This window comes from uncultured Amnibacterium sp. (genome assembly GCF_964244015.1).
Taxonomy (GTDB): domain Bacteria; phylum Actinomycetota; class Actinomycetes; order Actinomycetales; family Microbacteriaceae; genus Amnibacterium.
Genome location: NZ_CAXTHO010000084.1, coordinates 1 through 13223 on the forward strand (window position 1 = coordinate 1; position 13223 = coordinate 13223).

The 13223-nt window shown below is 70.8% G+C and carries 16 protein-coding genes; 5 read left to right on the plus strand and 11 right to left on the minus strand.

Going from position 1 to position 13223, the window contains the following annotated elements; genetic code table 11:
* Both dusB and ACFE67_RS10290 read right to left on the minus strand, forming a co-directional pair.
* On the minus strand, nucleotides 1-1001 hold a 1001-nt coding region (gene dusB / locus ACFE67_RS10285), incomplete at its 3' end, for a tRNA dihydrouridine synthase DusB (protein ID WP_375406797.1).
* A gap of 149 nt (nucleotides 1002-1150) precedes the next feature.
* Entirely contained in the window at nucleotides 1151-1804 is a 654-nt protein-coding gene (locus ACFE67_RS10290; RefSeq protein ID WP_375406782.1) for a DsbA family protein, read from the minus strand.
* 167 nt (nucleotides 1805-1971) lie between these two features.
* Between ACFE67_RS10290 and ACFE67_RS10295 the strand changes: the two genes are divergently transcribed.
* Entirely contained in the window at nucleotides 1972-2427 is a 456-nt protein-coding gene (locus ACFE67_RS10295) for an aminoacyl-tRNA deacylase (RefSeq protein ID WP_375406783.1), read from the plus strand.
* Nucleotides 2428-2634: 207 nt separating this feature from the next.
* Complete coding sequence (locus ACFE67_RS10300) at nucleotides 2635-3117, plus strand: hypothetical protein (RefSeq protein WP_375406784.1); 483 nt, start codon at nucleotides 2635-2637, stop codon at nucleotides 3115-3117.
* 75 nt (nucleotides 3118-3192) lie between these two features.
* Here ACFE67_RS10300 and ACFE67_RS10305 read toward each other — a convergent pair whose 3' ends face one another.
* Genes ACFE67_RS10305 through ACFE67_RS10315 form a run of 3 tightly spaced genes read right to left on the minus strand, consistent with a single transcriptional unit; the run spans nucleotide 3193 to nucleotide 6378 of the window.
* Complete coding sequence (locus ACFE67_RS10305) at nucleotides 3193-4263, minus strand: geranylgeranyl reductase family protein (RefSeq protein ID WP_375406785.1); 1071 nt, start codon at nucleotides 4261-4263, stop codon at nucleotides 3193-3195.
* Entirely contained in the window at nucleotides 4260-4976 is a 717-nt protein-coding gene (locus ACFE67_RS10310) for a YqjF family protein (protein WP_375406786.1), read from the minus strand. The genes ACFE67_RS10305 and ACFE67_RS10310 overlap by 4 nt, the downstream gene beginning before the upstream one ends.
* Before the next feature lie 19 nt (nucleotides 4977-4995).
* On the minus strand, nucleotides 4996-6378 hold the full coding sequence (locus tag ACFE67_RS10315; RefSeq protein ID WP_375406787.1) for a glycine--tRNA ligase: 1383 nt from the start codon (nucleotides 6376-6378) through the stop codon (nucleotides 4996-4998).
* Nucleotides 6379-6571: 193 nt separating this feature from the next.
* Between ACFE67_RS10315 and ACFE67_RS10320 the strand changes: the two genes are divergently transcribed.
* The gene (locus tag ACFE67_RS10320; protein WP_375406788.1) at nucleotides 6572-6898 is read left to right on the plus strand and encodes a hypothetical protein; all 327 of its coding nucleotides are present in this window, start codon (nucleotides 6572-6574) and stop codon (nucleotides 6896-6898) included.
* A gap of 4 nt (nucleotides 6899-6902) precedes the next feature.
* Here ACFE67_RS10320 and ACFE67_RS10325 read toward each other — a convergent pair whose 3' ends face one another.
* Both ACFE67_RS10325 and ACFE67_RS10330 read right to left on the minus strand, forming a co-directional pair.
* Nucleotides 6903-7316 (minus strand): hypothetical protein, encoded by a 414-nt coding sequence (locus tag ACFE67_RS10325; protein ID WP_375406789.1) that lies wholly within the window; start codon nucleotides 7314-7316, stop codon nucleotides 6903-6905.
* A gap of 204 nt (nucleotides 7317-7520) precedes the next feature.
* Nucleotides 7521-8015, minus strand: coding sequence for a beta-class carbonic anhydrase (locus tag ACFE67_RS10330; RefSeq protein ID WP_375406790.1), 495 nt, complete (start codon nucleotides 8013-8015; stop codon nucleotides 7521-7523).
* A gap of 74 nt (nucleotides 8016-8089) precedes the next feature.
* Here ACFE67_RS10330 and ACFE67_RS10335 point away from each other — a divergent pair, with 74 nt between their 5' ends.
* Nucleotides 8090-8665: an AAA family ATPase gene (locus ACFE67_RS10335; protein WP_375406791.1), complete on the plus strand. Its 576-nt coding sequence runs from the start codon at nucleotides 8090-8092 to the stop codon at nucleotides 8663-8665.
* An 86-nt stretch (nucleotides 8666-8751) separates the two neighbouring features.
* On the opposite strand, the gene ACFE67_RS10340 is transcribed toward ACFE67_RS10335, so the two are convergent.
* Both ACFE67_RS10340 and recO read right to left on the minus strand, forming a co-directional pair.
* Nucleotides 8752-9534 carry an isoprenyl transferase gene (locus ACFE67_RS10340; protein WP_375406792.1) on the minus strand — a complete coding sequence of 261 codons (783 nt, stop codon included), beginning with the start codon at nucleotides 9532-9534 and terminating at the stop codon, nucleotides 8752-8754.
* Between the two features lie 88 nt (nucleotides 9535-9622).
* The gene (recO, locus tag ACFE67_RS10345; RefSeq protein WP_375406793.1) at nucleotides 9623-10357 is read right to left on the minus strand and encodes a DNA repair protein RecO; all 735 of its coding nucleotides are present in this window, start codon (nucleotides 10355-10357) and stop codon (nucleotides 9623-9625) included.
* A 79-nt stretch (nucleotides 10358-10436) separates the two neighbouring features.
* Between recO and ACFE67_RS10350 the strand changes: the two genes are divergently transcribed.
* Entirely contained in the window at nucleotides 10437-10613 is a 177-nt protein-coding gene (locus ACFE67_RS10350; RefSeq protein ID WP_375406794.1) for an Rv0909 family putative TA system antitoxin, read from the plus strand.
* A 63-nt stretch (nucleotides 10614-10676) separates the two neighbouring features.
* Here the strand turns inward: ACFE67_RS10350 and ACFE67_RS10355 are convergent, their stop codons facing one another.
* Together ACFE67_RS10355 and leuA are read right to left on the minus strand one after the other, a co-directional pair.
* Nucleotides 10677-11054 (minus strand): hypothetical protein, encoded by a 378-nt coding sequence (locus ACFE67_RS10355; RefSeq protein ID WP_375406795.1) that lies wholly within the window; start codon nucleotides 11052-11054, stop codon nucleotides 10677-10679.
* 143 nt (nucleotides 11055-11197) lie between these two features.
* Nucleotides 11198-12952: a 2-isopropylmalate synthase gene (leuA, locus tag ACFE67_RS10360; protein WP_375406796.1), complete on the minus strand. Its 1755-nt coding sequence runs from the start codon at nucleotides 12950-12952 to the stop codon at nucleotides 11198-11200.
* Nucleotides 12953-13223 lie beyond the last annotated feature (271 nt).

Consider the following 13223-nt stretch of genomic DNA (forward strand, 5'->3'; position numbering starts at 1 on the left):
AGCTGCGAGCGCAGCTGCCCGCCCACGCCGTAGCCCTTGAAGTACCAGGCGACGTGCTTGCGGATGTCGCGGCAGCCGCGGTGCTCGCCCCCGTCCGCGTCGTCGCCGAAGAAGTCGACGAGCAGCTCGGCGTGCCGGCGGAAGGCGTCCGCGACCTGGCCGAGCGACGGCGGCTCCGGTGCGACGCCGGACCCGAACGAGGCGGCGAGGTCACCGAAGAGCCACGGCTTGCCGAGGCAGCCGCGGCCGACGACGACGCCGTCGCAGCCCGTCTCCGCCATCATCCGCAGCGCGTCGTCCGCGCTCCAGATGTCGCCGTTGCCGAGCACCGGCACGGCGGTGACGGTCTGCTTCAGCTTCTCGATCGCGCTCCAGTCGGCGTGGCCGGAGTAGAACTCGGCGGCCGTGCGGGCGTGCAGCGCGATGGAGGCGACGCCCGCCCCCTCCGCGATGCGGCCGGCCTCGAGGTAGGTCAGGTGGTCGGCGTCGATGCCCGTGCGCATCTTGATCGTGAGCGGTAGATCCCCGGCGGCGCGGACCGCGCGCTCGACGATGTCGCGGAACAGGTCGAGCTTCCAGGGCAGCGCCGAGCCGCCGCCCTTGCGCGTCACCTTCGGCACCGGGCAGCCGAAGTTGAGGTCGATGTGGTCCGCGCGATCCTCCTCGCGGAGCATCGTGACCGCCGCCTCGACGGTGGCCGGATCGACGCCGTAGAGCTGCACGGACCTGGTCGTCTCGGACTCGTGGAAGCGGATGAGCCGCATCGACTCGCGGGTGCGCTCGACGAGCGCGCGGCTCGTGATCATCTCGCTGACGTAGAGGCCGGCGCCGTACTCGGCGCAGAGGCGGCGGTACGCGGTGTTGGTGATGCCGGCCATCGGCGCGAGCACGACGGGGACGTCGAGCCCGAGCGGGCCGATGCGCAGCGCGGGCGCGGGCGCGAGTGCCGTGGTCACGCCCCCATTGTCGCGGATGGGCCCGACAGCGCCCGCCTCCTTCATCCGGAGGCGAGGACTTGCCACCGGATGCCCCTATTCGGGCGTGTGGAGGGCGTCGAGTGGCAAGTCCGCGCTCTGGAGGGCAGGGAGGCAGTCGTCGCCCTCGCAGGCGGGGCCGGCGCCCGGGAGCATCACGAGAGGGGCGATGCCGGTCATCTCGCGGCCGCCTGCTCGGCGGCGACCTGCGTCAGCGCGCCCTCGAACACCTCCGGCGCCTGCGCGCCCGAGATGCCGTACCTGCCGTCGATCACGAAGAAGGGGACGCCCTGGATGCCGTAGGCGACGGCCTGCGCGAGATCGGCCTGCACGTCGCCGGCGTACCGGTGGTCGGAGAGCGCCTCACGGGCCGCGGCGCCGTCGAGGCCGACGGACTCGGCCAGCGCGACGAGGTCGTCGACGTGCCCGATGTGCGTGCCGTCGACGAAGTAGGCCTTGAACAGGGCCTCCGTCACCTCGAGCTGCTTGCCCTGCGCCTTCGCGAAGTGCGACAGCTCGTGCGCGAGCAGCGTCTTCGTGTGCCGGATCTCGTCGTAGTGGTAGTCGAGCCCGACCTCGGCCGCGATCGCGGAGACCTGGTCGGTCATCGCCTTCGCCTGCGCGACGGGGACGCCCTTGCGGTCGGAGAGGAACTCGATGGCGCTGCCCTCGAAGTCGACGGGGGTGTCGGGCGAGAGCTCGAAGGAGTGGTACTCGACCTCGACCGGGACGCCCGATGCGGCGGCACCGGACTCGAACTTCCGCTTGCCGATGTAGCACCAGGGGCACGCGACGTCGGACCAGACGTCGATCTTCACGGGAACCGTCACACGGGACGGAACCGCGCGCCCTCCGGAGGCATTCCCGCTCAGGCGGCCGGAACGGTTCCGCGCGGCAGCCGTCGCGCCGCGGCCCCGAGGCGAGCGGGGCCCTCCGCTGCAGATCGGCCGGTGCGCACCGTCGGATCAGCAGCGAACGGCCCCGTTAGCGTTGCGGCATGGGCAGCGAGCGGGTCGGTGCAGCGGCGCGGGGCCTCGGGATCGAGGTCGAGCTGGTCGAGCGCCCGGCGGCCGACTCGCTCGAGGCTGCGGCGGCGCTGCTCGGGATCGAACCGACGTCGATCGTGAAGTCGCTCGTCGTGGCCCGCAGCGACGGCACGTTCCTGTTCGCGCTCGTGCCCGGCGACCGGCAGATCGCCTGGGCGAAGCTTCGCGCGGCGGTCGGCGTGAACAAGCTCCGCCTCCCGAGCGCGGACGAGGCGCTGGCCGCGACCGGCTACGAGCGCGGCACGATCACGCCGCTCGGCAGCAGCACCGCATGGCCGGTGTACGCCGACGAACGCATCTCGGGTCGCGTCGCACTGGGTGCCGGCGCGCACGGCATGAGCGCGTTCGTCGATGCGGCTGCGTTGCTGACGGCCCTCGACGCGACGGTGGCGGACATCACGAACTGACCCGACGCGCGCGGTGCATCTGGCCGCGCACGTGAGCGGTGTCGGACCCCGCTCCTACCGTGCTCCTGCCCGTGCCGGGAAGGAACGTATGTCGACCACCACCTCCCGCAGCACGCGGAAGAAGACACCAGAGCCGACGAGGTCGGAGCCGACGAAGTCACGCCGGGCTCTCGTCGCTGCCGGCTCCTCGCCGGACGGGCGAGCGCCGTGGTCGACACGATGAGCCGGACCAGGGCGCTCCGCGGCTGGGTGGATCAGCCGCCGATCGTGGTCACGAAGCGGCTCGTCGCTCATCGTCCGCCGGACCCGGAGGGCGAGCTCGGGATCCACTACGGGCCGCGAGACGGCGATGCGGTCGGGGTGCCGGCCCCGTGCGCCCGCCTCGTCGCCGGGTACTGGTGCAACTGCGGATCCGGATTCGCGTCCCTCGCCGAGCACGAGCAGATCTCGCGAGCGCGCGTCGAAGCGGCCCCGGAAGGCGATTGGCGCGGGTACGTCGACAGCTCCGGCAGCTCCGTCGAGCCGGGCGTGCGCTGGCCAGTGGAGAGCGATCGCCGAGACCTGCAGCTCCAGGTCGAAGCGCTTCCGATCGGCACGGTGGTCGAGCGCTTCGGCATCGGGATCGCACCACGGTTCGGCGAGTCCGTCCGCATCGGGCCTCAGGCGCTCGGCGCGGACGTCCCCTTCTGATCCATCACGGCCGCGGCCGGTGCGCGCTGATGCGGCTGAACGTTCACCCGCGTTAGCGCACGTCGACCGCGCGCGTCAGCGGTGCAGGACGCGCAGCCCGACCTCGCCGCGGCTGAAGCGGACGAAGCGGCGGGCCCCGCGGCCGGTGCGAGTGATTGCGAGATGGATCAGGCCGGGGCTGCGCTCGTAGACCCGGAGCAGTCGTGCACCCGCACGCTGCTCCGGCTCCAGCGCCTGCTGCACGTACCGCTCGTAGCCGGGGAGGTCGTCGCTCGCTGCGGCGGCACCCGCGGCGATACCGGAGCGGAGTGCGAAGGAGATGCCCTCGCGGGTCCACGGCTCCAGCAGGCCGGCGGCATCCCCAGCGACGAGCACCCGCCCTCGCCGGACCGGGGAGCCCGGCTCGCGCCACCGGGTGAGGTGACCGGAGTCGTGCAGCCGGTCGCGGTCGGTGAGGCCGAGGTCGCGGAGGAAGCGGGCCAGGTACTCGCGGGTCGCGGCTCCCTCCCCCTTCCGCTGGATCACACCGACGGTCAGCCGGTCGCCCTTCGGGAACACCCAGCCGTACGTGCCCGGATCACGGCCCCAGTCGAGGTGGACACGCTGCGTCCATTCGGGACCGACGCCGGCCAGCTCGACCTCGAGCCCCAGGTCCGTTCGGGCGATCCGCACGCCGACGTAGCGGCCGACGATCCCTGCCGAGCCGTCGGCGCCGATCACGACGCCCGCGTGGAGGGATCCGGCGGCGGTCGTGACCTGCACGCCGTCGGCGTCCTCCTCGACATGCGTGACCCGGGTGTGGTCGCGGAAGGTCACGCCCGCCTCCACGGCGGCGTCCACGAGGGCCTGGTCGAGCACCTCTCGGCGCGCGAGCGCGAGGAACGCGCGGGTCGAGCGAACTCGACGGACGGGTCCGCCGTCCTGTGCGAACGACACGGTCGCCACGCGTCGCTCGACCGCTGCGAGCGCCGAAGGAGGCAGCAGCGCGAGGGAGCTCCCAATCAGGCCGCCTCCACAGGTCTTGTAGCGGGGAAAGGGCGCCGCGTCGAGCAGCAGCACCCTCGCGCCTCCCGCAGCTGCGGTCCGCGCGGCGGTCGACCCGGCGGGGCCGGCACCGACCACGACGACGTCCCAGTGCTCCGTCACGCCTGCGGTCCGGAGAACCGCGTGGTGACGCCCGACGAGACGAGCACGGAGTCGGGCGTGCGGTCGGCGAGCCCCGGGAATCCCGCGGCGGCGAGCAGCTCGTCGTCGAGGTCCAGCAGCTCGCCACGGTGCAGCGGCCACGGCTCGTGCTCGTTCCGCCAGTAGTGCGTGCCGCTCCGCCGCTCGACATGCATCGCCCAGCGCGCCGTCAGGAAGTCCGCGAGCGCGTCGCCCTCCACCCGTTCGGCGGTGCGGCGGACGGCGATCCGCGTCCTGGGGCGCGTCGCCCCCTCCAACCGCTCCGACCAGTACCGGAGCGTGGCGCCGGTGCGCTCGCCGCGCATCCGGGCCCAGCGGTACGGCAGGCCGAGCGCGATGCGGGCCGCGAGCACCGGCAGCAGGTGCTCGGCGTCCAGGCTGCGGAACACCACGCTCCGTCGCCCCTCGTCGTCCACGGCGTACAACCGGACGTTCGTCTCGAGGAACGTGCCGAGCCACGGCACCGCCGGCAGCGGCGGGAAGGTCGTCCGCTCGAGCCGGAACGGGATCAGCCCGACCCACGTCGCGCCGTCCGGCGTCGTGTCCGGCCGGGTTCTCGACGGCAACCACCCCGACACCTCGGCCGGGTCGACCCGCCAGTGCAGGAACACGGCGTCGCGCCATCGCTGCTGGATGACCGCTCGGCCGGCGAGCGCCGGCGCGGTGGAAGCCACCGCCTCCACCGCACGCACCTCAGGCGCCGACCAGCGCGGAGGCGAGGACGCCGTGCAGCTTGTCGAGGCTCACACGCTCCTGCTGCATCGAGTCGCGGCTGCGCACGGTCACCGACTGGTCGTCGAGCGAGTCGAAGTCGATCGTGATGCAGAACGGGGTGCCGATCTCGTCCTGGCGGCGGTATCGACGGCCGATGGCTCCGGCGTCGTCGAACTCGACGTTCCAGTCCTGCCGCAGGTCGGCCGCGACCTGCTTGGCGAGCGGCGACAGCCGCTCGTTGCGGCTGAGGGGCAGCACGGCCGCCTTCACCGGGGAGAGCCGGGGGTCGAGCCGCAGCACGGTGCGCTTGTCGACGCCACCCTTGGTGTTCGGCGCCTCGTCCTCCGAGAACGCGTCGACGAGGAACGCCATCACCGATCGGGTCACGCCCGCAGCCGGCTCGATGACGAACGGGGTCCACCGCTCGCCGGCGCCCTGGTCGAAGAAGCTCAAGTCGGTGCCGGAGTGCTTCGAGTGCGTCGTCAGGTCGTAGTCGGTGCGGTTCGCGACCCCCTCCAGCTCCCCCCACTCGCTGCCGGTGAAGCCGAAGCGGTACTCGATGTCGACGGTCCGCTTCGAGTAGTGGGACAGCTTGTCCTTCGGGTGCTCGAACAGCCGGAGGTTGTCCGGACTGATCCCGAGGTCGGTGTACCAGCGGTGCCGCTCCGCGATCCAGTAGTCGTGCCACTGCTCGTCGGTACCGGGTTCGACGAAGAACTCCATCTCCATCTGCTCGAACTCGCGGGTGCGGAAGATGAAGTTGCCCGGCGTGATCTCGTTGCGGAAGCTCTTGCCGATCTGCCCGATGCCGAACGGCGGCTTCATGCGGGCGGACTGCAGCACGTTCGCGAAGTTGACGAAGATGCCCTGTGCCGTCTCGGGCCGGAGGTAGTGCAGCCCGGCCTCGTCGTCGACGGGACCGAGATAGGTCTTCATCAGGCCGGAGAAGGCGCGGGGCTCGGTCCAGGACCCGGGCTGCCCGGTTTCCGGGTCGCGGATGTCCGCCAGGCCGTTGACCGGCGGATGGCCGTGCTTCGCCTCGTACGCCTCGATCAGGTGATCGGCGCGGTACCGCTTGTGGGTGTGCAGGCTCTCGACCAGCGGGTCGGAGAACACCTCCACGTGGCCGGACGCCTCCCACACCCGGCGCGGCAGGATCACGGACGAGTCGAGCCCGACGACGTCCTCGCGGCCGCGCACCATCGTGCGCCACCACTGGCGCTTGATGTTCTCCTTCAGCTCGGCGCCGAGGGGGCCGTAGTCCCACGCCGACCGGGACCCGCCGTAGATCTCACCCGCCTGGAAGACGAACCCCCTCCGCTTCGCGAGGGCGATGACGCTGTCGAGCGAGGGGGCTGCCACGGGTCTCCCGTTCCGGGCCTCGCCGGCTGCGGGGCCCCGTGTCGTGGCGGCAAGCCTACCGAGCGCCTGTCGCGCCCCCCTCGGACCGGCGCCGCGCAGTGTTAAGCCGTGTGACCGATGCCGTGGTGCGGTCGCGTGGACCGACCTACCGTGGCTCCACCGCCGGGTGGCCCGGCGCCGGAGGAGCACCCCGATGACGCACCAGACGCACCCGCAGCAGGCCCTCGCGGCATGCGAGCAGGGCGCGATGTGCATCGACGATCGTCCCGGTCACGCCGTGACGCTGCTGCGCCTCCGCCTCGCTCATCTGCACCCGGAGGGCTGGGTCGACGCCGTCGTCTCGGACGTCGCGGCCGATGGCACGATCACCCTGCACCGCTGGGCCGACGGCACGACGGCACAGGTGTGGCACCACGTCGACCGGCACGACCTGCTGGTCACCGGTTCGGTGGTGTCCGTCCACGAGCGGTACGGCGTCCTCGCAGCCGGCGAGCACCGGCTGAACGTCGCCCCGCGCTAGAACCTCAGGCGGCGGCGGCCGTCATCGACGCGAGCATCGCGCTGCACGCGGCGTTGGTGGCCTCGCAGGCGTCGGCGCACATCGCGCAGGCCGCGCTCATGTCGGCGTGGGTGCGGCACTCGGCGGTGCAGGCGGCGGTCATCGCGATGCACGCCTCCAGCATCGCGATCATCGCCATGCGGTCCATGCCGGCCGGGCGCATCATCATGCGCATCGTCGTCATGCAGACGTCGGCGCACATCGCGCAGCGGGACGCACAGGAACCCATGCCGTCCATGCCGCCCATGGCGTCGGAGCACATGACGCAGGCCTGCATGCTCATCGACGTGGCGTCGATGGCCTTCTGCATCAGCATCATGTCCATACCCATGTCATTGGGCATCGGCATGGCCTTCATCATCTCGGTCGTCGTGTCCATCACGTGCGCGTCCCCGCTTCCGCATGCCGACGTGCCGCCCGGTCGGGCGCTCTGCAACTCGTCGACCGCATCGGGACCACGGTAGGGAGGGGGCCTTGGAACCGGCTGCGGCTCCCAGACCCGCGTGGCAGCGCGGACTTGCCACTCGACGCCCTGTTCAGGCGGGCACGAGGGCATCGAGTGGCAAGTCCGCGCTCGTCGGGGTCAGGCGGCTGCGACCTCGTTCAGCGCACCCGTCGCGACGTCGAAGACGAACCCGCGGATGGAGTCCTTCTCCGGCACGAACGGGCTCGCTTTGATGCGCGCGATCGACTGCTTGACGTCCTCGTCGAGGTCGGCAAACGCCTCCGCGGCCCACTCCGGCTTGATGCCGGTGGCCTCCTGGATCTGCGCCTTGAAGCCGTCGTCGGTGAAGGTGAGCATGCCGCAGTCCGTGTGATGGATCAGGATGATCTCCTTCGTCCCGAGCAGCCGCTGGCTGATGGTGAGCGAGCGGATCTCGTCGTCGGTCACGACGCCTCCGGCGTTGCGGATCACGTGCGCCTCGCCCTCGTTCAGCCCGAGGATCCGGTAGACGTCGAGCCTGGCGTCCATGCACGCGACGACGGCGAGGTGCTTCGCGGGCGGGAGGGGCAGCTCACCGCCGAAGGACGCGACGTAGGCCTTGTTGTTCTCGAGCAGCTCGTCCGTGACGGACATGGTTTCCTCGTTCCTCGGCGTCCGTTTCGGCGCCCGCGGCAAGACCACGTGATGCTGCAGGGGAGCACAACTCGATGACTCCGTATGACGCGCGCCGGATCCTGGTCGCCGGCACCTCCGGCTCGGGCAAGACGACCCTCGCGGCGCGCATCGCGGCGGTCACCGGCATTCCGCACACCGAGATCGACGGGCTCTTCCACCACGCCGGCTGGACGCCGAATCCACGGTTCGTGGAGGAGGTCCGGGGGCTCGCCGCCCGCGACGAGTGGGTCACCGAGTTGCAGTACGCCGCCGCACGGCCGGTGCTGAGCGCACGTGCGCAGGTGCTGATCTGGCTCGACCTTCCCCGGCTCGTCGTGCTGCGCCGTGTCGTGACCCGCACGGTCGTCCGCCGCCTACGCGGGATCGAGCTGTGGAACGGCAACAGGGAGGCGCCGCTGCGCACGTTCTTCACCGATCCCGACCACATCGTCCGATGGGCGATGCGCACCCACGGCCGTCAGAAGCAGCAGGTGCGCGAGGCTCTGGCCGCGAACACGGACCTGCGGCTGGTCCGGCTGCGGTCGCGCCGCGACACGGCACGGCTCCTCTCCCTGCTGACGCTCCACGCCACCGTCAGGGCCGCGCCGGAGGGCGAAACGAGCACGTGAGCAGGACATCGCATTCCAGCAGGAGCTTTCCCGGCGGATTCCTCCTGGTGCAGTGAGATGTCCCGGCGGTGTCCTCCGGGATCGGCCTACTGCTCAGGCGCGTCGACCGCGCCGCCGAAGCGGCGGTCGCGGGCGTTGTACTGCGCGATCGCGTCCCACAGGTGGGTGCGGCGGTAGTCGGGCCACAGCGTGTCCTGGAACACCATCTCGGCGTACGCGGATTGCCAGAGCAGGAAGTTGGAGGTCCGCTGCTCCCCCGAGGACCGTACGAACAGGTCGACGTCCGGCATGTCGGGCAGGTAGAGGTGCCGCGCGATCGTCCTCTCGGTGATCGCGTTCGGCTTCAGGCGTCCCGCCGCCACCTCCTGGGCGACCTGCCGGACGGCGTCCTGGATCTCGACCCGGCCGCCGTAGTTGATGCACATCGTCAGCGTCAGGGTGCGGTTGTCGCGGGTCAGCTCCTCCGCGCTGCGCAGGTCGCCGATGACCGTGCGCCACAGCCGCGGTGTGCGGCCGGCCCAGCGGATGCGGACGCCCCACTCGTTCAGCTGCTCGCGACGACGGCGCAGCACGTCGCGGTTGAAGCCCAGGATGAAGCGGACCTCGTCGGGCGAGCGGGACCAGTTCTCGGTCGAGAACGCGTAGGCGGAGATGTGTCTGACGCCCGCCTGCAGCCCTCCCGCGACGACGTCGAGCAGGGCCGCCTCCCCTGCCCGGTGCCCCTCGACGCGCGGCAGGCCCCGCCGGTTCGCCCAGCGGCCGTTGCCGTCCATCACGATGGCGACGTGCTCCGGCACCTTCGCGAACGCGGCCGGGTACTCGTGCGTCCAGTCGACCGGACGGATCGGATCCAGCTGGATGCGGGCCATCAGCGCGAACCCAGTCGGGGTGATCTCGAGGCTCGCTGCGCGGTTCCCGAGGCTCTCGAAGGGCGCACCTCGATCAGCGGGGAGGAGCTCATGTGGCGGTGACCGTGCGGTCGAGGTGGTGCAGGGACTTCAGGCCGCGCTCCAGGTGCCACTGCACGTAGGCGGCGATGATGCCGGATGCCTGCCCGCGGGTGGAGGTGCCGGTGGCGTCTGCGAGGACCCAGTCGCCCGTGAGCAGCGCGCCGAGCAGGTCGAGAGTCTCCACCGTCAGCCGGGGGGCGCCCGGCGGGGCGACGTCGTCCGCGACGACCCCGCCCAGTTGGGCGACGAACGCCGTGTGCGGCCCCGGCATCCCGGTCACGGCGCAGTCGCCGAACGTCGGCGCCCACCCGGCGATCGAGAGCGCCCTGAGCAGGTAGGAGTCGAGGATCAGGGAGGCGCCGTGGTCGCGCCGCGCGAGCGCCCGCAGCGCGCCGACGAGCAGCAGGTACTGCTGCGGCGAGGGCTCGTCGGTGAGGCGGTCGGCGGTCTCCACGATCACGTTCGCGGCGGTGAAGCTCGCGTAGTCCGCGGCGATCGGCGAGCCGTAGGCGCCAAGGGACTCCGCCTGCTGGATCACATCGAGGCTGCGGCCCTCGTAGCACTGCAGGTCGACCACCATGAACGGCTCCACGTGGGAACCGAACCGGCTCGAGGTCCGGCGCACGCCCTTCGCGACCGCGCGGATCTTGCCGCGCTGCTTGCCGAGCATCGTGATGATGCGGTCCGCCTCGCCCAGCTGGTGGGTCCGCAGCACGACGGCTTCGTCGCGGTAGGTCGGCACGATCCGATTCTCTCAGCCCCGACCGACTCCCAGCCGCGCGCGGTACCCAGGGATCTCGACCGACCGGGAGGACATCACGATGGCAGGACTGTTCGACAAGGCCAAGGATCTCGTGAACAGCGAGCAGGGTGAGAAGGTCAGCGACCAGGCGCTCGACCGGGCCGCCGACCTCGCAGCGAAGCGGACCGGCGGGAAGCACGACGAGCAGATCGCCTCGGCGCGCGACGCCGCCGACAAGCGCATCGGGACCGAGTAGTCCCGAGGAACGAAGGAGGGGCCGGCCGCGTCATCGCGGCCGGCCCCTCCTGCAGGTCAACGGTCAGGCGGCTTCAGCCACCAACGGGAACGCCCGCGCCTCGTCGAGCGAGGCGAAGCGGTGGATGCTCGAGATCGAGCCGTTGCGCAGCCCGAATGTCGAGTACACGGTCAGCGGCGTGTTCGTCGCGTCGCTGTCCCAGGTCGCGTCCTGCGCCACGACGATGCCACCGGGCACGTCGTAGCAGTCGCGTGGCATCAGCCGTATGCCGGCCGTCTCCGCCCATCTGACCATCACGTCACGACCGCTGGATTCGCCTTCGGATCCTGCGACCACGACGTCGTCGGTGCAAGCGGCGGCAGCTGTCGCGCCGTCCTTGTTGTTCACCGCCACGTGCCAGATGACGATGACGGAATCGAGAGTCGAAGTCGTGAGCGTCATGGCCCAAGGGTGCCGTACGCCACCTCGGCACGCCAGGTGGGTTCACGGAATGTTTGCTACGAAGCAGGGAAGTTCGCGCATAACGAACGCATCACGATGAATTCTGCCCGGGGAATCCCGGGCATTCGGAATGATGAAACGTTTCAGGCGAGTGCGAGCTCGGAGACCTCGGCCCGAACGGCTCGGTTGACGGACGAGACGATGGCCTTCAGCGACGCAGTCGCGATGTCCCCGTCGATGCCGACGCCCCACAGCCGCACGCCGTTCACCTCCAGATCGACGTAGGCCGCCGCCTTCGCGTCGCCGCCGGCGCTGAGTGCGTGCTCGACGTAGTCGTAGAGCGAGATGCGGAAGCCCTGCTCCCCCAGCACGCGGATGAACGCGTCGATCGGGCCGTTGCCGCGCGCCTCCACCTCCAGCACGTCGTCGTCGACGCGGAGGCTGGCGCCGAGATCGACCTGCCCGCTCAGCTCGCTCGACGTGCGGGTGCGGAGCAGCTCGAACCGGCCCCACTTCGCGGCCGGGTCGGGGTGCGGCAGGTACTCGTCCTGGAAGGCGGCCCAGATCTGGTCGCTCGTCACCTCGCCGCCCTCGGCGTCGGTCTTCGCCTGCACGACGCCGGAGAACTCGATCTGCAGCTTGCGGGGCAGCTCGAGCGCGTGGTCGTTCTTCAGGAGGTAGGCGACGCCGCCCTTGCCGGACTGCGAGTTGACGCGGATGACCGCCTCGTAGCTGCGGCCGAGGTCCTTCGGGTCGACGGGCAGATAGGGGACGGCCCATTCCAGCTGCTCGACCGGGGTGCCGGTCGTCGCGGAGGTCGCCTCCATCGCCTCGAAGCCCTTCTTGATCGCGTCCTGGTGGCTTCCCGAGAACGCCGTGTAGACGAGGTCGCCGGCCCATGGGCTGCGCTCGGGCACCCGCAGCTGGTTGCAGTGCTCGGCGGTCGCCCGGATGCGGTCGAGGTCGGAGAAGTCGATCTGCGGGTCGATGCCCTGCGTGAACAGGTTGATGCCCAACGCGACGAGGTCGACGTTGCCGGTCCGCTCGCCGTTGCCGAACAGGCAGCCCTCGATGCGGTCGGCGCCGGCCAGGTAGCCCAGCTCGGCAGCCGCGATCGCGGTGCCGCGGTCGTTGTGCGGGTGCAGCGAGAGGATCACGTGCTCGCGGTGGTCGAGGTGCCGGTTCATCCACTCGATCGAGTCGGCGTACACGTTCGGCGTCGCCATCTCGACGGTCGCGGGCAGGTTCAGGATCACGTTCCGCTCGGCCGTCGGGACGAGCACCTCCATGACCCGGTTGCAGATCTCGACCGCGAACTCGAGCTCGGTACCCGTGTAGGACTCGGGCGAGTACTCGTAGTAGACGGCAGTCTCGGGCACCGTCGCCTCGTACTGCTTGCACCAGCGAGCGCCGTCGAGCGCGATGTCGACGATGCCCTGGCGCCCGGTGCGGAACACGACGTCGCGCTGCAGGATGCTCGTGGAGTTGTAGAGGTGCACGATCGCCTGCTTCGCCCCCGCGATCGACTCGTAGGTGCGGGCGATCAGGTGCTCCCGCGCCTGCGTCAGCACCTGGATGGTGACGTCGTCGGGGATCGCGCCCTCGTCGATCAGGCTGCGGACGAAGTCGAAGTCCGCCTGGGATGCGGAGGGGAACCCGACCTCGATCTCCTTGTAGCCCATCCGCACGAGCAGGTCGAACATGATCCGCTTGCGTTCGGGGCTCATCGGGTCGATGAGCGCCTGGTTGCCGTCGCGCAGGTCGACCGCGCACCAGCGCGGCGCCTCGGTGATGCGCTTCGTGGGCCAGGTGCGGTCGGGGAGGTCGACCGCGAACTGGTCGAGGTACGGGCGATAGCGGTGCGTCGGCATCGGAGACGGCTGCTGCCGGTTCTGCATGAGGAGTGCGTTCCTTCTACTCGTCGGGGGCGGCCAACGCTGAGACCTGCCGCGACGAGGAGGGCCTGAGAAGTTAGGCCTCGTCGCGGCAGCGAAGGAGGAGGAGCGCCGTCTGCACGCGGCCAGGGTACACCGCGCTTCTGGCGTTCGCGGATACGGAGATCCTCGGAGACACGCGGTCGCGAGCGCCCTCCCTGCGGGGTGTCGCGAGATTGATCCGGATCCGCGAAGGGATTCCGGATCCGCGAAGTCAGCCGCCGTGCCAGTGGAC